This window comes from Acinetobacter sp. RW6, assembly GCF_041956835.1.
Taxonomy (GTDB): Bacteria; Pseudomonadota; Gammaproteobacteria; order Pseudomonadales; family Moraxellaceae; genus Acinetobacter; species Acinetobacter calcoaceticus.
Genome location: NZ_CP167121.1, coordinates 1,515,558 through 1,541,825, shown reverse-complemented (window position 1 = coordinate 1,541,825; position 26,268 = coordinate 1,515,558). Strand labels below are relative to the sequence as shown.

The window sequence follows — 26,268 nt, the reverse complement described above, 5'->3', positions numbered from 1 at the left end:
CAATATGGAACTCAAACGAATTAATCAAGATTTTTATGTTGCTGGTCAAATCACTGCTGATGAAGTCGCAAAAATTGCAGATCAGGGGATAAAAACTCTGATCTGTAACCGTCCAGATGGAGAAGGTCCGGATCAGCCGAATGTGATTGAAATTGAAGAAGCAGCTCAGCGATATGGCCTAAATGTAATTTATCAACCAGTGACAAGTGGCAAAATTACCGATCAGCAAGTTACCGAGTTTAAGCAGTTTTACCACAATACTCAGAAACCTGTTTTAGCGTATTGCCGTTCTGGCATGCGTGCTATCAGTCTATGGGCTTTAGCAGAAGTTGATCCTTCAAATGCAGCACTTTTAGTCGAAACAGGTAACAAACTTGGCTTTAACTTGAAAGGCTTGGTGCCACGTATTTTAAAACGTGATCATGAACCAGCAACGATTCCTTGCTATAGCGTTGTGATTGTGGGTGCTGGTGCAGCTGGAATTTCTGTAGCGTCTAGTCTTTTATGCCGTGAACCGAATTTAGATATTGTCATTATTGATCCAGCAGATACGCATTATTATCAACCCGGCTGGACCATGGTAGGGGCTGGAATTTTTAAGCCGCAAGTAACAGCACGCTCAATGGCAAGTGTAATTCCATCCAAAGTTAAATGGATGAAAGCTGCTGTTGCCGGATTCGACCCTGAGCACAATCAAGTTATTTTGGAAGGATGCCAACCGATTCAATATAAAGCATTGGTTGTATGCCCCGGTTTAAAACTGAATTGGCATGGGATTGACGGTTTAGTCGAAACCCTTGGTAAAAATGGAGTGACCTCTAACTATCGCTATGACTTGGCACCTTATACATGGCAATTGGTACAACAGCTAAACGGTGGAAAAGCAATCTTTACCCAGCCACCTATGCCGATTAAATGTGCTGGTGCTCCTCAAAAAGCGATGTACCTCTCAGCCGACTATTGGTTAAAGCAAGGCAAACTTAAAGATATTTCTATCCATTTTTATAACAGCGGCGGTGTTCTATTTGGTGTGAAAGAATATGTGTCTGCACTGATGCAATATGTCGAAAAATATGGTTCTGAACTGCACTTTAACCATCAACTTGTCAAAGTAGATGGGCCTGCGAAGAAGGCTTGTTTTAAGGTAGTAAATGAAGAAAATGCAGCATTGGTTGAGACAGATTTCGATATGCTGCATGTTGTTCCACCGCAACAAGCTCCAGACTTTATTCGTGCCAGTACTCTCACTGATGAAGCTGGATGGGTGAGCGTTAACCCGCAAACTTTACAACATACCGAGCATGCCAATATTTTTGCTTTAGGTGATGTGATGAATGCGCCTAATGCCAAAACTGCTGCGGCAGCACGCGCTCAAGCTCCAATTGTCGCTGTGAATGTTCTAGCGCAACTTAAAGGTGAGCAAAACTTTTGTGAATATAACGGTTATGGTTCATGTCCACTGACTGTAGAGCGTGGAAAAATCGTTCTGGCTGAGTTTGGTTATGGTGGCAAGCTGCTTCCAAGTTTTCCAAAATGGGTGATTGATGGGCAGCAACCATCTCGCTTAGCTTGGTTACTTAAAGAGCAAATTTTGCCACCGATTTATTGGCAAGGCATGCTCAAAGGCCGCGAATGGATGGTCAAACCTGAGCGAGGATAAGTAAAGATTAATAATCTTTACCCGAGCGCAAGACGAGAACTGTGTTCGAGTGGAAGAGGATAAGTAAAGCAACGCTTTACCCTGAGAAGCGGTTAAAGCTTCGAAAGAAGGTGAGAACTAGATTCAAGTAAATACAGTAGTTCATTACAAATGAAAAACATGAAATTTTAGGCTTCTGATATGTTATTACTTGTCGTTGAAGGCATTGTGATTGGCTTTTTACTTGGTCTTACTGGTGCAGGTGGGGGTATTCTTGCTGTACCTGCGCTCATGACCAGTCAAGGCTGGAGCGTAGCTCAAGCAGCACCGATTGGGTTGTTGGCAGTTGCGCTGTCTACACTGATTGGAACGATTGAAGGGCTATTTAAAAAGATGGTTCGTTATCGTGCTGCAATCTGGATCGCCCTTATTGGCGCACCTATGGCACATATCGGAATTTTAATAGCCAACACCATTTCTCCTATTTGGCTTATGCTCATGTTTAGCTTAGTTATGTTTACAGTGGGCTATCGACTCATCAGTAACCGAGTTTCGGATTTCCACAACCCGCCGTGTCAGGTCAACCCAAGTACGGGGCGTTTTATCTGGAACTTTAAAACGGGAAGCGTTCTTGCGAGCATCGGGATTATTGCTGGGCTTTTAACGGGAATGTTAGGGGTTGGCGGTGGTTTTGTGATTGTACCTGCGCTTAGAAAAGTCACTAATCTCGACATGCATAGTATTGTCGCAACCTCTCTTATGATTATTTTTCTCATTAGTGGAATGAGTATTGTGATGCATATTGCAGAGGGTTTTCACTATCCCGTAGCTATTACTAGTGCATTTGCGCTCGCATGTGCATTCGGTATGTTATTAGGGCGCAGAGCCATTCGTTTTATTCCGGCTGCAATTGTACAAAAAGTCTTTGCTTTAATGGTTTTTGCTGTCGCAATTTATATGGTAGTTAAGATTGTTAATCTCACAAATATCTAAGTGATATAGTATTTTAACTCACCTTTATAGATACAAAGTTTCCAAATGAAGCCTTAAAATTATCTTTGGAAATTTTTTATTTAAACCATTTAAGTTTTTTGAGAAAAAGATATGAAGCGAGTCAACGTGGCAATTTGTGGTTTTGGACGGATTGGGCAACAAATTGCAGAGCTTCTTTTAAATCGATCTGAATACTATAAACAAAAATATCAAATTGATACCCGTTTAGTAGGTGTCTGCAACTCATCATCAGGCTTAATTGATCAAGACGGTTTACAAGCTGCCAAATGGCTAGATAAAACTCAATATCAAGCAGGTCTAACTGAGCAAAAGTTTTTAGAACAGGTACAAGCGGATGTCATTATTGAGACTGGGCCAAGTGATTATGTGACAGGAGGCAAAGGCCTATTTTATTTAAATTATGCTTTAACACATAACATGAATGCGATAGCAGTATCTAAAGGTGCTTTAGTCGTAGAAGGTAAAAAATTAATTAACTTGGCGCATCAACACAATAAAAAATTATTTTTTAGCGGCGCGACGGCTGCGGCTTTACCGACAGTTGATTTGTTTGAATATAACTTGGCTGGCTGTCAGATTTTAGAAATAGAAGGTGTTTTTACTGGAACCACAAATTTTATTTTAAATGATATGTTGCAAAATGAATGTGCGTTTGCAGAATCTCTTGAAAAAGCCCAAGCAAAAGGTATTGCCGAACCTAATAGTTCTTTTGATGTAGATGGATGGGATACCGCTGCTAAAATTACGATATTGGCAAATACTGTTTTGGGGGCTGATGTAAAAATTAAAGATATTCCAAGACAAGGAATCAGCCACGTTACTGCCGGTCATATTCGTGACTGGAAAAAAGAAGATCTAATTCCTCGTCTGGTGGGTTTTATTCACATTAAGAATCAGCAAATTCAAACAGGTGTTGAATTACGATTAGTTCCAGCAAATCATCCTTTTGCCCACCTTCAAGGTTCCAATAAATGCATTCGGGTGTTAACGCGAGAAATGGGCGAACTTGTTGTAAGTGGAGGAGCATCCGCGCCCTTAGCCACAGCAGCCGCAGCTTTAAAAGATTTCGAGCTGATGCTTAAAACGGGCTGCTAAAATTAATCATGATTTATAAAAAAAAGCAGGCTTTTAGGCCTGCTTCTCACAACTTTTTTGACTATTAAATAACTTTTTTCCAATTTCAAACTTACTAAACATTAAGTAATTGCCGAGTAAGATTAATAAGATTCCGAATAGAGCGTTTAAGGTCCAAACATATCCTTCAAAGAAGGTAGAAACAGAAAGCGCGACTAAAGGGAAAAGTAAGGTGCTATATGCTGCTTTTGAAGCACCAATTCGCCCAACCAGAGAAAAATAAGCAGAGAAGCCAATAACCGTACCAAATACAGCTAAGTAAAGTACCGAACTTAAAAATGGAAAATTCATCGGAGGCATTAAATCTTGGCCAGTAAATAAAGCCAGACTTAACATTACCAATGCACCATAGGTCATGGCATAACAGTTTGTTGAAAAGATATTTAGGCCACGTTTCTGATGTCTAACACTAATCATATTCCCTAAAGAAAAACCGTAAGTACCTATAGAACATAGCCCAATACCCATTAATAACTGCGCATTAAACTGGCTATTAATCAGGTCATGCCAAAATAGTAGAACAATACCACCTAGGCCTAAAAGTGCAGCTGGAGCAAAGTTTGGGGAAGGTTTTTGCTTAAAAAAGATAAGCGCATTAATGGCATTAAAGAAAACAGCCATCGAAAAAATAACAGACTCTAAACCGCTATTTACATATTTAACAGCGGTATAAAAACAAATAAAGTTTAGGCCGAAAACACAAAGGCCTTGCAGCATACAGAACAAGTGATCTTTTAAAGCAATTCGTTGTAATTTTCCTGAAAATAGTAAAATAACCCAAAGCAATAAGGCTGAAATGGCAAAACGCCATAAAATTGCGACGACTGGTGTTGCATAGTGACTTTGAATGGCAATTCCAATCCATGTTGTTCCCCAAATCAACACCACCGCAACATAGAGTAAAATATTCATAAATTCATCCTCGATTACTAACATTAAGTATCGAGGAATGCTTCATTTTTCACGTATATATTCTTGTGTTGTACATGCAAGATCTTGCGTTTTTTATAGATCTAAACTAGCTCAATTTTACTGAATATGTTTAACTTAAGCTCAATGATATTCGTTTTAATTTTGCATGGCCTATCAAACTTTAGAACAGCTACAGCAATCTAAAGCCAAGCTTCACGAAACCGTGGTGCTTGATGAAAATATGCAACTTGCATTTTGGTCTAATCAGCAAGATCGTGTAAGTGTCTGTAGCGATCACCACACTTTAAGTCTCTATATTCAAGATGGCTATGAAAGCTATCAAAAAACACCAGTAGGCTGGAAAAATGGCGGTGGGCCGGGTCGTTTTTGTTTATTACCTGAACATCAGGAGTCGACTTGGGATATACGAGGTGGTCTCAAATTCGTTCATTTGTATTATACCGACCAACATTTGCGTGATGTTGCTGAAAAAATATGGGACAAAGAGCCTAATCAAATTGAACTAAATGAAGTTGTCTTTAATGACGACGAACGGATTCGAGCTTTATATCAGTTTTTCTTACTCGACTGTGACTGGCAAGATTCTTCAAACCATTTACAAATGAGTACAACCGCCAGTTTATTGCTAAATCATTTAATTCGAAGATATAGCAATGTTAAATGGCAACAGCCTGTTATTAAAGGCGGGCTTGCGCCTCATAAGCTCAAATATATTCAAGAATGGATTGAAGATCATCTCGATCAAGCTCTGACTTTGTCAGATTTGGCAAATGTCGTGAACTTAAGCGAATATCATTTTGCCCATATGTTTAAACAATCTATGAATATGGCACCTCACCAATATGTCATGCAAAGACGTTTAACCAAGGCAAAAGGACTAATTCAGTCTTCACACTTTTCTTTACAAGACATTGCATTGGTATGTGGCTTTAGTTCAGCAAGTCATTTGAGCCATCGCTTTAAACAGTTTTATGGCATGAGTCCTTCACAGTTGCGTTAAAGGACTCATGGTTAATTTTCTATAAAAGATAAACCAACAAGCCAATAAGAGCAGATGTAAAAATTACGTATAACACATTAATTTCAAAGCGGAACAAGGCAATAAATGCTGCGACTGTAATTAAAGCTGCCGTAATATCAAAGTAACCAGAAAAACCCTGTGGCCATAAAACATGGTAACTAAAAAATAATGCCAGATTTAAAATCACACCAACCACAGCAGCTGTTATTGCTGTTAAAGGGGCAGTAAACTTAATCTCATTATGGGTAGATTCAATAATGGGTGCGCCAGCAAAAATAAATAAAAATGAAAAAAGAAAAGTAAACCAAGTCACAATGACAGCACCGAGTGCTCCAGCAAAAAATAGATGTTCTGGACCAAGTAGTGCATGATTCACACCTCCTAAAAAACCAACAAAAGCAACAACCATAATCAGTGGACCTGGTGTGGTTTCACCTAAAGCGAGTCCATCAATCATTTGAGTAGGTGAAAGCCACCCAAAATTATTAACTGCACCTTGATAAACATAAGGTAAAACGGCGTATGCACCACCAAAAGTAAGTAAGGCTGCTTTAGTAAAAAACCATGCCATTTGAGTATAAGAATGGTGCCATCCAAAATATGAACCTAAAGCTAAGATGGGTAATAACCATAAGCCGATGGCAATTAAAACGAGTTTTAGTAAGCCTAACCAGTGAAATTTAGCATGCTCTGGTGTGGGTGTATCATCATCAATAAATGCTCGACCATAATTTTTTTGGCTGGCTTTATGGCCACCTGCTGAAGAAAATAGCTCAGGATATTTCTTACTCGTTAAATAGCCTGCAATACCTGCCGATAAAACGATAAGCGGGAAAGGAAGTTTTAAAACAAAAATAGCAAAGAAAGCAGCAATTGCAACGCCCCATAAAAACTTATTTTTAAGTGAGCGACTACCTATACGGTAAGTTGCATGGAAAACAATTGCGGTGACAGCAGGTTTAATCCCATAAAAAATTCCCGCAATAACCGGAACATCTCCAAATTTTATATAAACCCAAGACAGTCCAATTAAAATAAATAAAGAGGGCAATACAAATAGAATACCTGCAACTAATCCTCCAGCCGTTCTGTGCATAAGCCAACCAATATAAGTTGCCAATTGCTGTGCTTCAGGGCCTGGTAACAACATGCAGTAGTTAAGCGCGTGTAAAAATCTTTTTTCGGATATCCAGCGTTTTTGTTCAACTAGTTCCTGATGCATCACTGCAATTTGTCCAGCTGGTCCCCCAAAACTAATAAAACCAAGCTTGAGCCAAAATAAAAAGGCTTGCCAGAAGGTGACCTGTTCCACTGAATCATCATTGGTATTTTGTTGTTTTTGTTGCATGTCCATCTCTTCAAAAATAGAACTTAATTTATAAAAATATCTGCTTTAGAAAGGCCAAATTATTTTTAACAGCATAGCAAAGCCAAATGTACTTTTGATGATAATTTCTTCAATATTACGTTTTTGCACATATCAATACTTTGAAATTAATAGAAATTATTTTTTAAACTAAAGTTATCGCTTTAAATTATTTCCAAAGAGGAAACATTTTAAACATTATTTGCTCAAGTTGTTATAACAGGTTGCAAGTCGTGAGCCAGCTACCCCAAGATCAAAAAAATCATAAGCCTCTTTACGATCAATTAAGGGAACTCATTCTCAATAAAATCGTAAATGGTGAATATGCTGTGCTGAGTCAAATTCCATCTGAAAATGAGTTTGCTGAACAGTTCGGTGTGAGTCGAATTACAGTTCGCCAAGCACTCAACCAATTACAGTTAGAAGGCTATATTTTTAAAGTTCCAGGTAAAGGGACTTTTGTAAGCAAGCCAAAAACATTCCAGAACATTTCAAGTTTGCAGGGTTTTGCAGAAGCAATGTCATCTGCGGGTCACGAAATTTTGAACAGGGTCATCTCAGCTGAACTTAAGCAAATTCCGATGCATGTCGTGCCGAAATTGAAACTACCGGTTAAAGCCAATGTGTATGAAATTCAGCGTGTTCGTTTGCTAAACCGTCAGCCTGTTTCTTATGAGTTGACTTATTTGCCAGAACACATTGGTTTGAAACTTAAAGAAAAAGCGATTGATTTACGTACTACCGATATTTTTAAAGCCCTAGAAGAAGAGTGTGACATTCCTTTGGGTCACGCAGACTTAAGTATTGATGCAACCGTAGCAGATGAAGAATTAGCTGCTTTGCTACAAGTCGAAATCGGCACTCCGGTATTACGGGTCGAACGTTTGACTCATGATGCAAATGGCCAACCGCTTGACTATGAATATCTCTATTTTTCGGGCGATACCTTCCAGTACCGTTTACGTATTCATCGTTAAGAACAGAAATAAAAATAAGGAATATACAATGGAAACTAAATATCTTGAGTTTGATATTGTGGTTATTGGTGGTGGAACTGCTGGGCCAATGGCAGCAATTAAAGCAAAACAAGAAAATCCCAATTTAAAAGTTTTACTCATTGAAAAAGCGAATGTAAAGCGTAGCGGTGCGATTTCAATGGGAATGGACGGGCTTAATAATGCCATCATTCCGGGGTATGCAACACCAGAGCAATACACCAAAGAAATTACGATTGCCAACGATGGCGTTGTGAACCAGGCAACCGTATATGCTTATGCCAAGCATAGTTTTAAAACTATTCAACAGCTTGATCAATGGGGCATTAAATTTGAAAAAGATGAGACTGGCGAATTTGCAGTAAAAAAAGTACATCACATGGGGGCGTATGTTTTGCCAATGCCCGAAGGCCATGATGTTAAAAAAGTTTTATATCGTCAGTTAAAGCGTGCTCAGGTCAAAATTAATAATCGGATTGTCACCACGAAGCTTTTAAAAAATGAACAGGGTGCAATCAATGGGGTATTGGGTTTTGACTGCCGTAGTGGCGATTTCTATGTCATTAAAACTAAAGCTGCCATTTTATGTTGTGGTGCAGCAGGGCGTTTAGGTCTGCCAGCTTCAGGCTATTTAATGGGAACTTATGAAAACCCAACCAATGCAGGTGATGGTTATGCCATGGCATACCATGCAGGAGCTGAGCTTGCCAATTTAGAATGCTTCCAGATTAATCCGCTGATTAAAGATTATAACGGTCCAGCTTGTGCCTATGTGACTGGTCCTTTAGGAGGTTATACCGCCAACAGTAAAGGTGAACGTTTCATTGAATGTGACTACTGGAGTGGTCAAATGATGTGGGAGTTTTATCAAGAATTAGAAAGTGGTAATGGTCCTGTTTATTTAAAAGTAGATCATTTGGCTGAAGAAACGATTCAAACCATTGAAGAGATTTTACATACCAATGAGCGCCCAAGCCGTGGACGTTTTCATGAGGGCCGAGGAACCAATTACCGTCAAGATATGGTGGAAATGCATATTTCAGAAATTGGTTTTTGTAGTGGTCACAGTGCTTCTGGTGTATGGGTAAATGAAAAAGCAGAAACTTCAGTTAAAGGTTTATATAGTGCAGGAGACATGGCTGCCGTACCTCATAATTATATGCTTGGTGCATTTACCTATGGCTGGTTCGCTGGAGTAAATGCCGCGCACTATGTGAGTGAAATTGTAGATAGTGAATTGAACCAAAGTGAAATAGAAGCAGAGAAAGCACGAATCTTTGCACCGCTTGATTGCTCAGAAGGTTTACCAGCGGAACAGGTGGAATATAAGCTGCGCCGTTTTGTAAATGACTATTTGCAGCCACCCAAAACTCGCCAAAAAATGGAAATTGGGCTTAAACGCTTTGAAGAAATAAAACAAGATATTAAGCGAATCTCTGCCAGAAATCCGCATGAACTGATGCGTGCTGCTGAAGTTTCTTTTATTCGAGACTGTGCGGAAATGGCAGCTAGAGCCTCACTTTTTAGAGAGGAAAGCCGTTGGGGACTTTATCACTACCGAGCAGATTTCCCTCAAAAAAATAACTCGGATTGGTTCTGTCACGCACATTTGAAAAAAGATGAACACGGCAACATGACCAGTTTTAAAAAAACAATCGAGCCTTATGTGGTTCCAATTAATCAAGATGAAGCTGTGTCTTATGACCGTTTACGTATTCAAAAAGATGTTGCTCTTGCAGACTAAATAAATCAGGAATTCAAACAATGGCTTTTATTTTTAAAGAAGTTCAGCACCGTACTGTCGCACCCGTCATTATTGATGAAGATAAATGTATTGCCGATAAAGGATGCACAGTCTGTGTGGATGTTTGTCCAATGGACTTATTGGCAATCGATCCTCTAACTCAAAAAGCTTATATGCAATTTGATGAGTGTTGGTACTGCATGCCATGTGAAAAGGACTGCCCAACAGATGCAGTCAAAGTAAATATCCCATACCTACTCAAATAATTAATTTGGAATACTCAACATGAGACAAAATAAATTGATCAATAAAAAATTATTACTCAGCAGCTTAATTGGTGCCATTGTACTCGGCACTTTGGGGTGCGGCAGTAAAACAGAAACTGTTCGTGTAGCGATTGGTACACAAGACACAACCATTAACTGTGCAACAGGTGGATTACTTGTTCGTGAACTGAATTTATTACCAAAATATTTACCCAAAGATGGTGAATACAAACACGTTAAATACGACATTCAATGGAAAAACTTTACCTCAGGTGCGCCACTAACCAGTGAAATGGTAGCCGGACGTTTAGATTTGGGAGCGATGGCCGATTTTCCTGCTGTAAATAATTTAGCGGCTTTTAAAAAAGCTGGAAAAGAAAGCATCTTTTTAGCGCCTTTATCAGGCAGCATTAATGGCAGTGGTAATGCGATTGTTGTCCCTATTGACTCAAAAGTAACATCCCTAAAAGAGTTAAAAGGACAAACCATTTCTGTACCTTTTGCTTCAACTGCCCATGGACTGTTACTGCGAGCGATTCAAGCTGAAGGTTGGCAACTTGATAGAGACATTAAAGTGATTGCTCAGGCTCCTGAAGTTGCAGGGCCTGCATTAAAAAGTTATAAGATTGCTGCGCATGCTGACTTCGTACCGTTTGGAGAGTTATTTGCCTACCAAGGTTTTGCCAAAAAAATCTATGATGGTTCACAAGCAAAATCACCGACATTTCATGGTTCACTTGCGAGCAAGGATTATGCACAGCAACATCCTGAAGTTATCAAGGCTTACTTACAAGCGACCATTGAAGCAAATCGCCTGATTCGGGAACAACCTGAAAAATATAGTGAATTTATTTCTGAAAAAACAGGTATTCCTGCCGAAGTGGTCTATCTGTTTCATGGTCCATTAGGTCTACAAACTCGTGATTTAACTTGGAAACCTGAATATCGAAAAGCAACTCAAATCGCAGTTGATACTTTAAAAGTTCTAGGCAAAAACGATGGCACTCTCGATGTAAATAAATTTATTGATGATCAATATATTAAAGATGCATTTCAGGCTTCTGGGCTAAATTACAGCCAGCAACTCGCTGACTATGCAAAATCACCTTTGGTTGCAAATGATGCTTTAACGGGCCAACCCATCAAAACGTTTAATCGTGTGACTCAAATTTGGGTAAAGGGTGAAGAAAAAGTTCGTAGCTATGAAACACCTGAACATGCATTTTCCGATTTAAAGAAAATTCAAGCGGCAGGAAAAACGGTGCGTGTGGTTTATAGCCAAGATCATCAGTCCGATATTAAGTTGCTTGCCAATCTAGCATGGTATGCCACAGATAAAGCAGGGCAAATTGAGGCCTTTTTATTAAAAGATGATGCTGAAAAATGGGCTAAACAACAAGGTGGAAAAGTATATGACTTTAAAGCTATTCAGCTTGTAACACAGAGCTGATGTGTTGTCTTAGCTAATGATTAGGAGGTGACAAATGAGTAGTTTAGTCCACACAAAACCCAAAAACCAAAGTACATTTTTAATTAAATTTTTTCAGCAGTTGGGAGCATATAAGACACATTTTAAAAACTATGTCATTGCTTTTACATCTATAGCTTTTTGGATAGTAATTTGGCAAGGACTTGCTCAGTTTAAAATAAATTTAGGCATTGTGAACTTTAGCAATGTACCGACACCTTTAGATGTCATCCATGCGCTGTGGCCATTTTTTCAACTCAGCACCGCATTTGAACATGTTGAATCTAGTATTTTTCGAGTTGTAATTGGTTTTGTGTTGGCTGCACTGATTGGCGTAGGCATTGGTTTGTTGGCTGGACGTTATCAAAAACTCGCTGCATTTTTAATGCCGCCATTAGAGGTTTTACGTCCAATTCCAGCAGTTGCATGGATTCCTTTAGCGATTCTGATTTTTCCATCTTCAGAAGCTTCCATGATTTTTATTACTTTTATTGGTGCGTTATTTCCAATTTTATTAAACACAGTACATGGCGTTGGTGCAGTTGACCCAAGACTCGTTGCATCAGCAAAAAGTTTAGGGGCTTCCGATATTGCCATTATTCATGAAGTCATTATTCCCGGTGCATTACCTAACATTATTACCGGTTTATCCATTGGAATGGGCACTTGTTGGTTCTGCTTAGTCACCGCTGAAATGATTTCAGGCCAACATGGCATTGGGTATTTCACATGGGAATCGTTCACCTTACAAAACTATAGCAACATTGTGGTTGGAATGGTGCTGATCGGAGCGTTAGGTATGTTCAGTAGTACCTTAGTTCGTGTGATTGGCAACCGATTTACTCCATGGTATCAATTGAGGAAGTCTTAAAATGTCGATTATACAAGGCCATGTGCGTATTCAAAATCTATCTCTACATTTAGGGCAAGGTAAAAGTCGCTTTCAAGCATTAGATCGGGTTAATTTCGAAATACAACCGGGTGAGTTTATTTGTCTACTTGGTCCTTCAGGTTGCGGAAAATCAACATTACTAGGTGCTTTGGCAGGGCACTTACCCATTAGTTCAGGGGCTTTAACGGTCGATAATGAAACTATTGTTGAGCCGCATCCAGACAGAGGGTTAGTGTTCCAGCAACATACGTTATTTCCGTGGAAAAGTGTGCTTGAAAATATTGCTTTCGGTTTAAAAATGAAGGGTGTTGGTAAACAAAACCGTATAGATCAGGCAAAGAAAATGATTGATCTGGTGGGGCTCAAAGGTTTTGAGCAGAAATTTCCAGCTGAACTTTCAGGTGGTATGCAGCAAAGAGTTGAAATTGCACGAGTACTTATTAACGAACCTCGCATCTTATTAATGGATGAACCTTTTGGTGCGTTAGATGCGCAAACCCGTTTGAAGATGCAAATGCTATTGCTCAACATTTGGCAAGAAATTCAAACTTCGGTTTTATTCATTACCCACGATATTGATGAAGCACTTTTTCTGGCAGATAGAGTACTGATTATGAGCCATAGACCGGGCCGAATTATTGAGGAAATCAACCTTGATTTTGAACGTCCACGTGATATCGAACTTGTTACAAGTAGTGAATTTACAACCATTAAAAAACATTGCATGCAAACTTTAAAGGAAGCCACTCAACAAGAAGAGTTAAGCCGCTTAAACCCTTTAGGGCTTGGAAAGAAAGCACAAATCAAGGAATACGAATGAGTTTTTATTATCAAGCTTTAGATGACCAAGATGAATATAATCAAGAATTTCTTGGTCAGTTGAACCATCCAGATGAGAAGGTTCGTTTTGTTACTTTAATGAATATCGGTGACGAAGAAAATCCAGATTTACTACCTTGGTTGCATGCAGCACTGCAATATGACTCGTCAGCCTTAGTGCGTGAAGAGGCCGCAAAAAAATTAGAAAGTTGGGAGGATCACGTCAGTTTAGAGGTATTAGCTCAGGCTTTAAGTGATTCCGATCTTAATGTGCGTCTCGCAGCAAGCCAGAGTTTAAGTGAAATCAAAGAAGCTGCATCAGCCGATGTACTTGCACCATATTTACAGCATGAAGACACTTTTGTACAAAGTGCAATCTTACGCGCTTTAAAACCTTTACGAGCGCAGCAGTTCTTTACAGAAATATCAGCTTTGGTACAGCATCAAGATACTCTTGTACGCCGTGAAGCTGTGAGTGCTTTAAGCTGGTTGCAACAAGATCAAGCCATTGCAATATTGGCAAAAATTGTTGAAACGGATATAGATGATGAAGTACGACGTATTGCAACAGGTGGTTTGGCTTATAGTAAAAAATTATCAATTGATGTAATTCAAGCGCTTAATCATTCACTAAATGCTGAAAGTTGGCAGTTAAGAGTGGAGTCTGCATTAACTATTGGGAAATTGTGTATTTCCGAACTGGAAGCACCATTAATTAAGGCATTAGTGGATCCTTACTGGCAAGTACAAATAGCAGCTGTACGCAGTTTGGGATTGTTAAAATCGAGTTTGGCAGTTGCTCATTTAGCTACTAATTTTAAACATGAAATTAGCAATTTACGTAAAGAAGTTGCTTTAGCACTTGGAGAAATTGGCACACGAGAAGCTCAAATGCTATTAGAGCAGCATCAACATGATTCTGATCCAGAAGTTCGAAAAGCAATTCGTATTGGATTAAATCAAATTGGTGAGGTGAAGTATGCAAACCAGACCTGATATCCGTGTAGATATTATAAATAAACAAGTTCATTTTATTTGGAATGATGGTTCAAGCCTATGCTTGAGCCACCAACATCTTAGGGAAATTTGTCCTTGCGGTTTTTGCAGATCAAAACGAATAAAACAAATAAAAATTGAACAGCAGGAAGTTGAAATTACCGCAATGTTTGATCAAGGATATGGCGCCCAAATCTGTTTTAGTGATGGGCATGACAAAGGAATTTATCCTTGGGTTTTCTTAAAAGAGTTTGTTAAGTATTAAAGATGCCTTTTGCTTGGGACAAAAGGCATCTCATTTATTTAATGGTCATGTTCTAAATAATCTGGTTTTTTAGGGAGCGCAAGGCTACATAAGAAACAGATAATGAGCATAACAATGACATAGATGAAGAAGGTATTTTCAATTCCAGCAGCTTTAAACTGTAGTGCAACTGAAGGTGCCGATCCACCAAAAATGGCATTACCTACCGCATAAGAGAAGCCTACACCTAGTGCACGCACATGAGGAGGGAACATCTCTGCTTTGACTAAGCCACTAATTGATGTATAGAAACTCAAGATCATCATCATAAAAATGAGTAGCAAGGTGATGATAATCGGTGAATCTATATAATTAGGCATTCCAATCGCCATAATTGGATAAATAAAAATTGCAGATAATAAGCTAAATGCCAGCATTGAAGAACGTCGCCCAATGCGGTCGGAAATTGAACCAAATACAGGTTGAGCACACATATAGACAAATAATGCGAAGGTCATAATATAACCAACGGTTTTTCCATCCATACCTAAGTTAGTTAAATAAGTTTTTGAATAAACAGTTTCAACATAAAAAGTTAATGAACCCGCAGAGGTATAACCAACCACCAATAAAAAGGTTTTCCAATGTTTTTTAAAGAGTTCTCTTAAGCTACCAGACTCTTCACGTTCACTATCTTGATGAGAAAGGGTTTCTTCTAAGCGACTACGAGCAAGTAAGGATAAAATTGCAGCAAAACCACCAATAACAAACGGAATACGCCATCCGCCGTCATGTAATTGTTGCTCACTTAAAAATGCTAATAAAATTACGCCGAGCAAACTTGCCAGCAATTGACCACCAGAGAGTGTGACGTATTGAAAAGAGGAGTAAAAACCACGTTGACCTTTTAATCCTAATTCACTCATGTAGGTTGCAACGGCGCCATATTCACCACCGACTGATAAGCCTTGAAGTAAGCGCACAACGAGTAAAAGAAAAGGAGCAAATAATCCGACTTGATCGTAAGTAGGTAAGGCCGCAAATAAGAAGGAACTCAATGCCATTAAGCAAATAGAAATGACCATTGATTTTTTTCGACCATGTCGGTCTGCAATGCGTCCGAATATCCAACTACCAATAGGACGCATGAAAAAACTTGCAGCAAATACACCCCAAACATAAATAGCTTTGGTCGAACTATCCATGTCGGGTGCAGTTAAGGCTTGTGTAAAATAAGTAGCAAAGACTGCATAGATATAAAAGTCAAACCATTCAACAAGGTTACCAGAGGCCGCACCAACAATACCGCGTATTCTGCTACGTTTTTCTTCCTTAGTGTATGTCATATATATTCCGTCAGTTAGCAGAAAAAAATAGAAATTTTTAGGTGTACTGAGCAGGAAATCGCAAGAGTTTTTAAATATCACTCAATCCTGAGTACTTACCTTAGAATTCCTCTCCATGCATTTTTTATAATTTTAAATTTCCATTCTAGTGATTGTATGATCTTTTGTTCGATTTAAAGATATTTTTATCGATTATCGAACATTTCCTTAATTTAATGAGTTGATCAATACACCATAAACTTTATTTAAAATCAGACATCTAATTTATCAACCATATTCTTTATTGTATTCCTCCTTGGTTTTAAGCTTATTTTGAGCTTAGTTTTATTTTGACTATTTGGTAATACTTAAAAAGTTATAGTACCAATTTCAAAGAAAATAAATGAAATTCATATAATGATGACGCTTTATTACACAAAATTTACTTGATCTGAAAATTACATAATTTGTTGTTTCTCGATATGTGTCACTGTATTCTTTCGAGGCTAAAAAATATGGAAGATTTCCGACTTTTAGCATACTTATATTATGCACGGTATGGGCAGGTAGTTATTCAATGGACAGACACTCGTTAAATCTTCACTTCATTACATGTTCTAAAACAGCATTAGCATCATCTATTGCACTGATGATGTCTGTTGTCTATGCAAATGAGGCGGAGGTTTCTCAACTACCTACAATTACCGTGAATGCTACCCAAAACACTGACGATTTATATTCCTCAAAAAAAGTTAATTTATCTGGTTTTCAAACAGGCGATATAAAAAAGATTCCTGCATCTATCACAACAATTACATCTGAACGCATGGCCGATCAGCACGCAAAAACACTGACTGATGTTGTTAAGAATGATTCATCGTTAGGAGATGGCTATGCTGCAATTGGCTATTATCCAAATTTCGTAGCTCGTGGTTTTTCGCTCGATTTAGGTTCAAGTTATCTTATTAATGGCCATAACATTCGTGGTGAACAAAACGTTGCTTTAGAAAACAAAGAGCGAGTAGAAATTTTAAAAGGGATTTCCGCTATTCAAAGTGGAATGTCGACTCCAGGTGGTGTTGTCAACTATGTAACCAAACGACCTGCCGATGTTAAGAGTGTTACCGTCGATGCAAATTCAGAAGGTGGTTATACACTTGCAACAGATGTAGGCGGCTTTTTGAATGATAAATTTGGATATCGAATTAATTTAGCCCATGAAAGTATTCACCCAAATGTCGATCATGCAAATGGTAAACGTGAGTTTGGTTCAGTTGCTTTAGATTGGAAAATTAATGATCGCTCTAAACTACTGTTTGATATTGAAGCTCAGCATCAAAGCCAACGCTCAGTTCCGGGGTATCAACTGCTTGATGGGCAAGTACCAACAAATGTTGATGAAGACCGTTTGTTGGGGTATCAGTCTTGGAGCAAACCTGTTGTAAATAACAGTGTAAATGCAAGCTTGAAATATCAATATGCCTTTAACGATCAATGGAATGGCAGCTTAAGTGCATCGCAAAGCCGTGTTGTGATTGATGATTATATTGTGTTTCCTTATGGAAGCTACTACTCATCAGGTAATGGACTCGCGGTATTCGATAAAGATGGTAACTATGACCTTTATGACTATCGTAGTCCAGATGACACACGTATAACCAATCAGTTTACTGCGGCATTAAATGGTCAATTCAATACAGGCAGTATTCAACATCAAGTAGCTTTTGGGTTGCAAAATACACGTAAAAATCTGAAGCGTTATGACCCGAGTAATATTCATTTAGAGGGTGTTGGAAATATTTATGATGACACTCCTGACTTTGAAGTTCCTGTAGAAACCCTAGGTAATCGTTTTAAAGCTTTAGAAAGCGATCAACTTGCACTCACTGTGTCTGACCGAGTTCAATTTAACGAGCAATGGTCAACTTTACTGGGTGGAAAACTTATTCATCTTGATGAGCAAGCTTATACGCCAGATGGGCAGCAAAGCCGAGATAAAGACCTAAATAAGTTTTTACCGCAATTAGCACTCATGTATAGCCCAACTGCTACCACTAATTTGTATGCTTCATATGCCAAAGGTTTATCGGATGGTGGTGAAGCACCTTGGTTTGCTAATAATGCTCTTGAAATTTTAGCACCTAGAAACTCTGAACAATTTGAAGTTGGTGTTAAGCAACAAGTACAAAACTTCTTAATAACGGCTGCTGTCTTTGATTTAAAACAGGATAACCAATATAGCAAAGTCAATGCCGATGGATCTTTCGATTTTGTTGAACAAGGTGAACAACACAATCAAGGTATTGAATTAGGCTTGACTGGTGCCTTAACTGATACAGTTGACGTAAGCTCAGGTATTACCTATACCAAATCTCGCCTTGTTGATGTTGATAGTGACAGCTACAAAGGTCATCAAACTCAAAATGTACCGAAAGTACGCGCAACTGCCCAGTTATCTTATAAAGTACCATCAGTTGAAGGTTTAAGACTGTTAAGTGGCATGCAATATAGTACTAGTAAATATGCAAACAAAGAGGCAACTGCAAAAGTAGGTGGATATAGCGTCTTTAATATTGGTGCTGCCTATAAAACAAATTTTGCTGGGCATGACACGACGTTTAGATTCAATATTGACAACTTATTTAATAAGAAATATTGGCGTGATGTTGGTCCATTCATGGGGGATGACTATCTATTCTTGGGTAATCCTCGTACAGCTCAATTCTCTACAACTTTTAATTTTTAAAATTTATAACACAAATAAAAAAGGAGCTTATAAAAGCTCCTTTTTTATTTCAGGAATTAAGCCGACATTTTTGGTTTAACCATATTATTAATCGACAAGATATCATCAAGCACTTGTGCCGATAATAAGCCTTCGTTCTGAACTAAAGCCAATACGCTTTGCCCAGTTTCGTTTGCAGTTTTAGCAATACGAGTTGTAGTTTCATAACCTAAATATGGGTTAAGTGCAGTCACAATCCCAATTGAGTTTTCAACTAAAGCTTTGCAATGTTCAGGGTTCGCCGTAATCGTATCAATACATTTTGACTGGAACATTGCCATCGCGTTACCAAGCAAATCCATAGATTCAAATAGTTTGAATGCAATAAGTGGTTCCATTGCATTCAACTGTAGTTGACCAGCTTCAGCAGCTAAAGTTACAGCCAAATCATTTGCAATAATCTGGAAGCAAGCAAGGTTCATTGCTTCAGGAATAACAGGGTTTACTTTACCCGGCATGATTGAGCTACCTGGTTGACGTGCTTCTAAGTTAATTTCATTGATACCAGTACGTGGACCACTTGAAAGTAAGCGCAAGTCGTTAGCAATTTTTGAAAGTTTAGTTGCCGTGCGTTTTAATAAACCAGATAAAAGAACGAAATCACCCATATCTGAAGTTGCTTCGATTAAGTCAGGAGATGATTTAATTTTTTTACCAGAGATTTTTGCAAGTGCTTGAATCGCAAGTTCACGGTAATTATATTCAGTGGTAATGCCCGTACCAATCGCTGTGCCACCAAGGTTCATATAAGCTAAAACATTTGGAATAAGCGTATTAATTTGCTCAAGATCTTTTTGTAAGGTTACTGCAAAAGCTCCAAACTCTTGGCCCAATGTCATTGGTACAGCATCTTGCAACTGAGTACGACCCATTTTTAAGATGTGAGCAAATTCTTGAGACTTATTTCGGAAGCTTAAGATCAAGTTATTAAAAGGGAGATTCAATTCGTCTAAATTTAATAATAAGCCTAAACGAATTGCAGTAGGGTACACGTCATTTGTAGACTGTGACATGTTGATATCATTATTAGGGTGTAAATATTGATATTGGCCTTTTGCATGCCCCATATATTCTAAAGCAACATTCGCCAATACTTCATTTGCATTCATATTGGTTGAAGTACCAGCACCACCTTGTAACATATCGATCGGGAATTGATCGTGAAAATTACCGCGAATAAGTTGATTACAGCTGTATTCAATTGCTTCAAATTTAGTTTGATCTAAGCTTTTAAGATTATGATTCGCTTCAGCACAAGCAAGTTTTACCATTGCTAATGCTTTAATTAAATGAGGGAAATTTCCAACCTTGCTTTGGGTTAAGTTAAAGTTTTCTAGAGCACGTAATGTTTGAACTCCGTAATAATCATTATTGTTGATTTCTCTATAACCAATAAGATCCTTCTCAATACGGGTGGTAATTTCAGCGTTCATCATTAAACTTCGAATTAGTAGAGTAGATAATTCATATTAGATTTCGAAATGCTTCACTTCTAATGCATTTATCAAGTTAATTATGCATTTTTTGCATATCAGTTTTCTTCTTTTCTAAATTTAAAAATAAAAAATTCTTTTTCCTGCACCAATTAAATCTAAATTTTATTTTTTAAATTAACAGTTTACTGTTTAGATAAATTTAATATGTAAAAATTTTCTGATGAACAAAATGGTCATGTAATCAAAAAATAACCGGATACGAAATTATAGATTCATTAATTTAAGTGAAATATCAAGTAAATTAATGAGGTTAATAGGATGGGGAGTGTAGCTTATCTAACAAATTTATATAAAAATGTGATGCATTTCACATAAAAAGCACTATAATACGAAAAAATCCTAGTTTTAAGTTTATGTTAAAAGTCACAGCTGCATTAATTATTTTGGGTAGTTTTACATACTATGTACTTTTTCAGGGTGAAGAGAAGAGAGAGTCAAAAACTTCTCGTCTTCTTAAAGAAGCAGAGCAATCTATTGCTTCTGCGGAAACCTCTGTAAACAAGGCAAATAGTATCGTAGCAATATCTTATAAATAGCCACGGTTACTCAGCCTAACTATTTTACATTATCCATCAAAATATTGTTTTATCTAAATTTTATTAACTTTAGGTAAAAGACCGTATGTATAGAGACAAAATTCATGAGAATGAAGTTTATCGCCTATGATCCCAATTCTGGGGAAAAAGTAAGCTTAAAAGAGCATATCCATCAAATGGATAAATACACCACTTATATCTTTTTTAGCGATGAAAAAGATAATATGGTGTTTAACCCACAGAAAAAGCAAGTTTTTGAAATCACTCAATATACTTCTAATATGATGGTTGAAATTTCAAGAAAGCTATATTATCTCATTGGTGAATATTAGAAATTTGTTTCAGCTCAATCTCGGATAGATACTTTAGTAGAATAGTCAGGTTTATTTAGTTGAATTATACTGCAAATATATCTTCTGATTTGAATAATTTTATTAGGTCAGAAAGCTTAAATCCTGAAATAATCAAAATAGTAACATTTTAGTTTTACAGTCCGTATTCTTCCCCAAGGTACGGACTTTTTTTATCAAAATTAAAAACATGATGAAAACATAAGATTATTTTTATTTTTTATTAAGATTGAAGTGTTCATTTACTTAGGTTATGTTTAATTTAATTATTGATTTAAAATAATTTTTACCGCAATAATTTTATATTTGTATGAGTTGATGAGTTAAATCAAAGTCTTTTATTCTCTTACACTCTTTTCTATGTCAGAATTATTAAATATATACTTTTTATCGTTTGGCCTTGCCATTCTTCCATCGCATTTTTGCAGGTACTCCCATGTTTTATATTTTTCATTCATCTATTCAGCTATTTATCCAGCTTCCCAACAAGACAAATTAAGGACATAAATATAAAAAGGGAATGCATAAAATGAACTTAGAAGTACGTTGGGTAGAAGATCTTTTAACATTAGAGCGCGAGCGTTCTATTTCAAAGGCAGCAGAAAAGCGATTTATTAGTCAATCCGCTTTTACGCGTAGAATTCAGCAATTAGAAGAGATGATAGGAGCTGAAGTTATTATTAGAAATAATAAAAATAATATTGAATTTACAGACATCGGGCGAATTATGCTCGTTATGTCTAAAAATATTGAAAAGCAGGTGGAAGAGACCGCTAAGCTGATTAAAAATATTAAAAATGAAACCGAATCTACTATTCGTTTTTGTGTTGTTCATTCATTAGCTTCAGGTTTTTTAACGACTTTTTTGAAAAAATTTCCAACGTTTATGCGTGATTTAAAAATCGAAATTGTAGCGACCAATAGTGGTGAGGGTTTATCTCTTTTAAAAGAAGGTGCCTGCGATTTTATGATTTGTTATGCAGACCGATCTCATATTAATCGTGTGGGTGATGATATTTTAAGCGGGATCAAGATTGCGGAAACAGAGATTGTTCCTGTATCAGCTACCGAAGCCGACCATACGCCTAAGCATACAATTCAGAATAATTTTTCATTGCTTGCTTACAGTAAACACGCTTATTTGCGAAAATTAGTGGACCAACTGATCGAAGGTAAATTGATCTATAAAACCTTATACGAGACTGATAATGCAACTAATTTGAAAGAGCTGGTATTGCAAGGCCTAGGGGTGGCATGGATTCCAAAAATTAATGTAGAGGAAGATCTTGCTAACGGAAAACTGGTCATGTTGGATCATCATGAATATTGTCTTCCCCAAGATATTTACATTTTTAAAAATAATTTGAGTGATAACAAAGCAGTCCAGCAAATCTGGAAGGGCTTCCAAACTCAGCCTGATTAAAATTTATAATTATGGGCTGTATTCAGCAAAGTTATATACAAAGTAATCAATTAAAGCACCTATACCTTTGTCTTTATGATGAAAGGCTTTATAAAGCATTGCTCATGGTCTAGATTCTTTGTTAATTTAGACCATATATCAATAATTCAGAAATCTAGTGAGCATTTTTATATATGCTGTACCCGATTTCATTCCTTTTGAATGGATTATTTGATCCAGACGGAGACAATTTTGTTTGATCTAGATAGTAGATTACTAAATATTTTTTATCATATTTATCGGTTTAAAAGCGTTTCAATGGCTGCTGATGCTATTGGTCTTACTCAACCGAGTGTTAGTAATGGACTGAACAAAATCCGTCAGCATTTTAATGACCCGCTTTTTATTCGTGTTGGGAATGAGATGATTCCAACCGAATTAGCTAAAGAAATCTTTCCACTTATTAGTGAAGTGATTGATAAAGTTGAAAGTATTAACAACTTTAGTGTGAACTTTGATCCGCTTACTTCTGATCAACTTTTTACAATTGCGATGACAGATGTATCTCATCTGGTCTTATTGCCGCAATTAACAAACTATTTAAAAGAGAAAGCTCCTTTAATTCGTTTGAATATTCGGCCGATTACTCCAGAAACCAGTTATCAAATGGCAAATGGTGAAATTGACCTTGCAATTGGTTTTTTACCTCAATTAGAAGAAGGCTTTTATCAACAAAAGTTTTTCAAACAACATTATGTGGTGATTAGCTCTAAGAGCCATCCTCGTTTAGATCCAAATAATTTTACTTTAGATGATTATATGCGGGAATATCATATCGATATTGATGCAGGAATCGGTCACTACCACATTAAAAATGAATTACAGAACAAAGGATTGGATAGAAATATCTTGATTCGCCTACCCAGTTATCTAGGGGTGGGTTTAGTCGTTCAAGAAACAGATGCGATTGCAACCGTACCGTATTATTTGAGCCAAGTCTTATTAGTCAGAGAAAATTTACAGATTTTACCGGCACCTCTCGACTTCCCAACTTATGATGTTAAACAACATTGGCATATGTCTTGTCATCATAAAAGTAGCCATAAATGGTTCCGCCAAACCTGTTATGAACTTTTTAAAGTCTAAAAAAAGAAGATGTAAGAAAAACTCCTACATCTTCTGTGTGGTTTAGTTTTTAGATTTCAATTGCGACGGCTGTAGCTTCACCGCCACCAATACATAACGCAGCAACACCTTTCTTTTTACCGAGGCGTTTTAAAGCATAGATAAGAGAAAGAATAATTCTTGAACCAGTTGCGCCAATTGGGTGTCCTAAAGCACACGCACCGCCATGTACGTTGACTTTTGCTTCATCAATGCCTAGCTCATGAATTGGCGCCATTGCGACCATTGCAAAAGCTTCATTAATTTCCCAAGCATCTACCTCGTCAACAGACCAACCAGCACGCTCAAGTACTTTTTGAATTGCGCTAATTGGAGCAATTGTAAACTCGCTTGGATGCTGTGAATGACTAGAAGTCGCCACAATTTTTGCTAAAGTATTTAAACCATGACTTTGTGCATATTCTTCAGTGGTGAGTACTAATGCAGCAGCACCATCAGAAATTGAGCTTGAGTTAGCCGCTGTAATTGTACCGTCTTTACTAAAAGCAGGGCGTAAAGTTGGGATTTTTTCAAGATTCGCTTTTAATGGTTGTTCATCTTGATCAACAACTTCAACACCTTTACGTGTTTTTACTTCAACAGGAACAATTTCTTCTTTGAAATAACCTTCTGTAATCGCAGTTTGCGCTTTTTTAAGTGAAGCAATCGCGAAATTATCCATTTGTTCACGTGTAAAGCCTTTGGTATTCGCCATGTCTTGAGCAAAAGAACCCATTAATCGGCCTGTTTCTGCATCTTCAAGGCCATCTAAAAACATATGGTCCTTAATTTCACCGTGTCCCATGCGGTAACCACCGCGAGCTTTAGGCAAAATATAGGGCGCATTGGTCATAGATTCCATACCACCCGCAACAATAATGTTGGCACTACCAGCTTTTAAAGTATCTGATGCCATTAACACCGCTTTCATCGCAGAGCCACACAGTTTATTAATGGTGACTGCACCTACGTGATCGGGCACGCCAGCTTTACGCATAGCCTGACGAGCGGGACCTTGGCCTATACCTGCACTTAATACGCAACCAAAAATAACTTCATCTACTTGGTCTGGTGCAACACCTGCACGTTTAATCGATTCACGGATTACTGCAGCACCAAGCTCTGGAGCTGTTAAAGAAGATAAACTGCCCTGAAAACCGCCCATTGCAGTACGACTACCTGAAACTATAACAATTGAACTCATCTTAATATCTCTTATTGATGTATTTGCTAAATTTGCCTCTAGCCGAAACTAAAGGCGCCAGTAAATTAAAAAGTAGGGGGGGTATAGCTAAGTGTTCTTCCAAAGAACCACAATAAAAATAAAACTAAAGGAAAATGCACGACGAGCTGGGTGACTGTAAAACCAATCACATCTTTTGCTTTTAGTTTTAAAATACCCAACATTGGAAGCATGAAGAATGGATTAATTAAGTTTGGTAAAGCTTCAGCTGCGTTATAAATTTGTACTGACCAACCCAAATGAACTTTTAAATCATTTGCCGCTTGCATGACATATGGAGCTTCAATGATCCATTTTCCACCGCCAGAAGGTACAAAGAACCCGAGTATGGCAGAGTAAATTCCCATCACAATCGCAAAGGTTTCTTTTGAAGCGATAGAGACGAAAAACTCGGCAACATAGTGTGATAGCGATAAATCTTGGCTATTCAAAGCTTGCGTCATAATAAAGGCGATACTTCCGTACAACGGGAACTGGATTAAGATTCCTGATACAGCTGGAACTGCCTTTGCAACAGCATTTAAAAAGTTTCGTGGCGTTCCATGTAATGCTAGACCTAGCATTAAAAAAACAAAGTTGTATGTGTTTAAACTTGAAATGGCAATGATAGGATTACTTTTTGAAAATTCAAAAAACATCCAGATTAAACCTAAAGCCACCACAATAATCGTTAAAATAGGCGAGTTTTCTAACCAGTCACCTGGACGAGTCGACTTTTCCTCATGAGGCTTTTCTTCTTCAAATTGCACATCAAAACTATCAATCGTTTTAACGTTATTACCTTTTGGAGCTGACCAATACGCAATTGCAATTGAAACAATCACCAAAATAATGGTCATCGCAATTGATTGCCAAAGAAAGATCGTTTCTGTAAATGGAATAACACCGGTCAAATTATAAATCGACTCAGGCAAGCTGCTTTTATTCGCTTGAAGCTGTGCTGCTGAAGAACTGATCCCTAATGCCCAAGTTGCACCCATACCAATAATCGCAGCTGCGGCGGCAGCACGATAATCCATATTGAGTTCTTTACGTTTTGCCAATGCAATAACTAAAAGTGCAGTAAGAATCGTACTTACCGCCCAATTGACCAGCGAAATTAATAAGCTGACGGTCGCAACCAAAACAATAGCACCACGGCCAGAATTTGGAATACGCGCCATTTTTTGAATCAGAAATTTGATGGGCTTAGATACGGAAACGACATAACCCACAATAATTAGCATGGTCATTTGTAGCGTAAATGGAATAAGACTCCAAAAACCATTACCAAATGAGGTCGCTACATCTTGAATAGGTGCACCAATACCTAAAGCGGCAACAGAAACAATAATGACGCCGAGTAGTGCAAAAATATATGAATCTGGAAACCACTTTTCAGACCAATCACTAATCCGAAGGGCAAATCTTTCAAAAATTCCTTGCTGTTTTTCCAT

Annotated in this window: 22 protein-coding genes and 1 pseudogene; 17 read left to right on the top strand and 6 right to left on the bottom strand. The window is 37.7% G+C overall.

Annotated elements, in window-relative coordinates; all coding sequences use genetic code 11:
* The first annotated feature begins 4 nt into the window (after positions 1–4).
* The 3 genes from ACB088_RS07175 (at position 5) to ACB088_RS07165 (ending at position 3,748) form a co-directional block, all read left to right on the top strand.
* Positions 5–1,660, top strand: a complete 1,656-nt coding sequence (locus ACB088_RS07175; protein ID WP_375038479.1) for a TIGR01244 family sulfur transferase — start codon at positions 5–7, stop codon at positions 1,658–1,660.
* A 180-nt stretch (positions 1,661–1,840) separates the two neighbouring features.
* Entirely contained in the window at positions 1,841–2,632 is a 792-nt protein-coding gene (locus ACB088_RS07170; RefSeq protein ID WP_375038478.1) for a sulfite exporter TauE/SafE family protein, read from the top strand.
* A 111-nt stretch (positions 2,633–2,743) separates the two neighbouring features.
* On the top strand, positions 2,744–3,748 hold the full coding sequence (locus tag ACB088_RS07165; RefSeq protein WP_375038477.1) for a homoserine dehydrogenase: 1,005 nt from the start codon (positions 2,744–2,746) through the stop codon (positions 3,746–3,748).
* 33 nt (positions 3,749–3,781) lie between these two features.
* Here the strand turns inward: ACB088_RS07165 and ACB088_RS07160 are convergent, their stop codons facing one another.
* Positions 3,782–4,699: a DMT family transporter gene (locus ACB088_RS07160; RefSeq protein WP_375038476.1), complete on the bottom strand. Its 918-nt coding sequence runs from the start codon at positions 4,697–4,699 to the stop codon at positions 3,782–3,784.
* Positions 4,700–4,865: 166 nt separating this feature from the next.
* Here ACB088_RS07160 and ACB088_RS07155 point away from each other — a divergent pair, with 166 nt between their 5' ends.
* On the top strand, positions 4,866–5,720 hold the full coding sequence (locus ACB088_RS07155) for an AraC family transcriptional regulator (RefSeq protein ID WP_309950773.1): 855 nt from the start codon (positions 4,866–4,868) through the stop codon (positions 5,718–5,720).
* Positions 5,721–5,739: 19 nt separating this feature from the next.
* Here ACB088_RS07155 and chrA read toward each other — a convergent pair whose 3' ends face one another.
* Positions 5,740–7,089, bottom strand: coding sequence for a chromate efflux transporter (gene chrA / locus ACB088_RS07150; protein ID WP_375038475.1), 1,350 nt, complete (start codon positions 7,087–7,089; stop codon positions 5,740–5,742).
* Between the two features lie 251 nt (positions 7,090–7,340).
* On the opposite strand from chrA, the gene ACB088_RS07145 reads away from it, so the two are divergent.
* Genes ACB088_RS07145 through ACB088_RS07110 form a run of 8 tightly spaced genes read left to right on the top strand, consistent with a single transcriptional unit; the run spans position 7,341 to position 14,552 of the window.
* Complete coding sequence (locus ACB088_RS07145; protein ID WP_375038474.1) at positions 7,341–8,084, top strand: GntR family transcriptional regulator; 744 nt, start codon at positions 7,341–7,343, stop codon at positions 8,082–8,084.
* Between the two features lie 28 nt (positions 8,085–8,112).
* On the top strand, positions 8,113–9,846 hold the full coding sequence (locus tag ACB088_RS07140) for a fumarate reductase/succinate dehydrogenase flavoprotein subunit (RefSeq protein ID WP_375038473.1): 1,734 nt from the start codon (positions 8,113–8,115) through the stop codon (positions 9,844–9,846).
* A gap of 20 nt (positions 9,847–9,866) precedes the next feature.
* Positions 9,867–10,112, top strand: coding sequence for a ferredoxin family protein (locus ACB088_RS07135; RefSeq protein ID WP_056479873.1), 246 nt, complete (start codon positions 9,867–9,869; stop codon positions 10,110–10,112).
* Positions 10,113–10,131: 19 nt separating this feature from the next.
* On the top strand, positions 10,132–11,562 hold the full coding sequence (locus ACB088_RS07130; RefSeq protein ID WP_375038471.1) for an ABC transporter substrate-binding protein: 1,431 nt from the start codon (positions 10,132–10,134) through the stop codon (positions 11,560–11,562).
* 34 nt (positions 11,563–11,596) lie between these two features.
* Positions 11,597–12,451, top strand: coding sequence for an ABC transporter permease (locus ACB088_RS07125; RefSeq protein WP_375038470.1), 855 nt, complete (start codon positions 11,597–11,599; stop codon positions 12,449–12,451).
* Position 12,452: 1 nt separating this feature from the next.
* Complete coding sequence (locus tag ACB088_RS07120) at positions 12,453–13,292, top strand: ABC transporter ATP-binding protein (protein WP_375038469.1); 840 nt, start codon at positions 12,453–12,455, stop codon at positions 13,290–13,292.
* The gene (locus ACB088_RS07115) at positions 13,289–14,287 is read left to right on the top strand and encodes a HEAT repeat domain-containing protein (RefSeq protein WP_375038468.1); all 999 of its coding nucleotides are present in this window, start codon (positions 13,289–13,291) and stop codon (positions 14,285–14,287) included. The genes ACB088_RS07120 and ACB088_RS07115 overlap by 4 nt, the downstream gene beginning before the upstream one ends.
* On the top strand, positions 14,271–14,552 hold the full coding sequence (locus ACB088_RS07110; protein ID WP_375038467.1) for a gamma-butyrobetaine hydroxylase-like domain-containing protein: 282 nt from the start codon (positions 14,271–14,273) through the stop codon (positions 14,550–14,552). The genes ACB088_RS07115 and ACB088_RS07110 overlap by 17 nt, the downstream gene beginning before the upstream one ends.
* Before the next feature lie 38 nt (positions 14,553–14,590).
* On the opposite strand, the gene ACB088_RS07105 is transcribed toward ACB088_RS07110, so the two are convergent.
* A complete protein-coding gene (locus ACB088_RS07105) occupies positions 14,591–15,877 on the bottom strand; it encodes an MFS transporter (RefSeq protein WP_045432497.1) in 1,287 nt (428 codons plus the stop codon).
* Between the two features lie 528 nt (positions 15,878–16,405).
* Between ACB088_RS07105 and ACB088_RS07100 the strand changes: the two are divergent.
* Positions 16,406–18,602, top strand: a pseudogene (locus tag ACB088_RS07100) (TonB-dependent siderophore receptor).
* Positions 18,603–18,658: 56 nt separating this feature from the next.
* Here the strand turns inward: ACB088_RS07100 and ACB088_RS07095 are convergent.
* The gene (locus ACB088_RS07095; protein WP_080758426.1) at positions 18,659–20,077 is read right to left on the bottom strand and encodes an aspartate ammonia-lyase; all 1,419 of its coding nucleotides are present in this window, start codon (positions 20,075–20,077) and stop codon (positions 18,659–18,661) included.
* 413 nt (positions 20,078–20,490) lie between these two features.
* Between ACB088_RS07095 and ACB088_RS07090 the strand changes: the two genes are divergently transcribed.
* The 4 genes from ACB088_RS07090 (at position 20,491) to ACB088_RS07075 (ending at position 23,571) form a co-directional block, all read left to right on the top strand.
* Positions 20,491–20,673, top strand: a complete 183-nt coding sequence (locus ACB088_RS07090) for a hypothetical protein (protein WP_004642753.1) — start codon at positions 20,491–20,493, stop codon at positions 20,671–20,673.
* Between the two features lie 110 nt (positions 20,674–20,783).
* Positions 20,784–21,005, top strand: coding sequence for a hypothetical protein (locus ACB088_RS07085; RefSeq protein WP_080028261.1), 222 nt, complete (start codon positions 20,784–20,786; stop codon positions 21,003–21,005).
* Positions 21,006–21,552: 547 nt separating this feature from the next.
* A complete protein-coding gene (locus ACB088_RS07080; RefSeq protein ID WP_004642755.1) occupies positions 21,553–22,446 on the top strand; it encodes a LysR substrate-binding domain-containing protein in 894 nt (297 codons plus the stop codon).
* Between the two features lie 231 nt (positions 22,447–22,677).
* Complete coding sequence (locus tag ACB088_RS07075; RefSeq protein WP_003651675.1) at positions 22,678–23,571, top strand: LysR family transcriptional regulator; 894 nt, start codon at positions 22,678–22,680, stop codon at positions 23,569–23,571.
* Between the two features lie 49 nt (positions 23,572–23,620).
* Here the strand turns inward: ACB088_RS07075 and ACB088_RS07070 are convergent, their stop codons facing one another.
* Positions 23,621–24,793: a thiolase family protein gene (locus ACB088_RS07070; protein WP_375038466.1), complete on the bottom strand. Its 1,173-nt coding sequence runs from the start codon at positions 24,791–24,793 to the stop codon at positions 23,621–23,623.
* 65 nt (positions 24,794–24,858) lie between these two features.
* Positions 24,859–26,268, bottom strand: coding sequence for a short-chain fatty acid transporter (locus tag ACB088_RS07065; RefSeq protein WP_375038465.1), 1,410 nt, complete (start codon positions 26,266–26,268; stop codon positions 24,859–24,861).

Coding starts and splice junctions, on each gene's coding strand:
- ACB088_RS07085 (WP_080028261.1), top strand. CDS start 20,784: ATGAAGTTTATCGCCTATGATCCCAATTCTGGGGAAAAAGTAAGCTTA.
- ACB088_RS07125 (WP_375038470.1), top strand. CDS start 11,597: ATGAGTAGTTTAGTCCACACAAAACCCAAAAACCAAAGTACATTTTTA.
- ACB088_RS07095 (WP_080758426.1), bottom strand. CDS start 20,077: ATGATGAACGCTGAAATTACCACCCGTATTGAGAAGGATCTTATTGGT.
- ACB088_RS07130 (WP_375038471.1), top strand. CDS start 10,132: ATGAGACAAAATAAATTGATCAATAAAAAATTATTACTCAGCAGCTTA.
- ACB088_RS07140 (WP_375038473.1), top strand. CDS start 8,113: ATGGAAACTAAATATCTTGAGTTTGATATTGTGGTTATTGGTGGTGGA.
- ACB088_RS07090 (WP_004642753.1), top strand. CDS start 20,491: ATGTTAAAAGTCACAGCTGCATTAATTATTTTGGGTAGTTTTACATAC.
- ACB088_RS07170 (WP_375038478.1), top strand. CDS start 1,841: ATGTTATTACTTGTCGTTGAAGGCATTGTGATTGGCTTTTTACTTGGT.
- ACB088_RS07135 (WP_056479873.1), top strand. CDS start 9,867: ATGGCTTTTATTTTTAAAGAAGTTCAGCACCGTACTGTCGCACCCGTC.
- ACB088_RS07165 (WP_375038477.1), top strand. CDS start 2,744: ATGAAGCGAGTCAACGTGGCAATTTGTGGTTTTGGACGGATTGGGCAA.
- chrA (WP_375038475.1), bottom strand. CDS start 7,089: ATGCAACAAAAACAACAAAATACCAATGATGATTCAGTGGAACAGGTC.
- ACB088_RS07115 (WP_375038468.1), top strand. CDS start 13,289: ATGAGTTTTTATTATCAAGCTTTAGATGACCAAGATGAATATAATCAA.
- ACB088_RS07155 (WP_309950773.1), top strand. CDS start 4,866: ATGGCCTATCAAACTTTAGAACAGCTACAGCAATCTAAAGCCAAGCTT.
- ACB088_RS07120 (WP_375038469.1), top strand. CDS start 12,453: ATGTCGATTATACAAGGCCATGTGCGTATTCAAAATCTATCTCTACAT.
- ACB088_RS07070 (WP_375038466.1), bottom strand. CDS start 24,793: ATGAGTTCAATTGTTATAGTTTCAGGTAGTCGTACTGCAATGGGCGGT.
- ACB088_RS07160 (WP_375038476.1), bottom strand. CDS start 4,699: ATGAATATTTTACTCTATGTTGCGGTGGTGTTGATTTGGGGAACAACA.
- ACB088_RS07110 (WP_375038467.1), top strand. CDS start 14,271: ATGCAAACCAGACCTGATATCCGTGTAGATATTATAAATAAACAAGTT.
- ACB088_RS07065 (WP_375038465.1), bottom strand. CDS start 26,268: ATGGAAAAACAGCAAGGAATTTTTGAAAGATTTGCCCTTCGGATTAGT.
- ACB088_RS07105 (WP_045432497.1), bottom strand. CDS start 15,877: ATGACATACACTAAGGAAGAAAAACGTAGCAGAATACGCGGTATTGTT.
- ACB088_RS07080 (WP_004642755.1), top strand. CDS start 21,553: ATGAACTTAGAAGTACGTTGGGTAGAAGATCTTTTAACATTAGAGCGC.
- ACB088_RS07175 (WP_375038479.1), top strand. CDS start 5: ATGGAACTCAAACGAATTAATCAAGATTTTTATGTTGCTGGTCAAATC.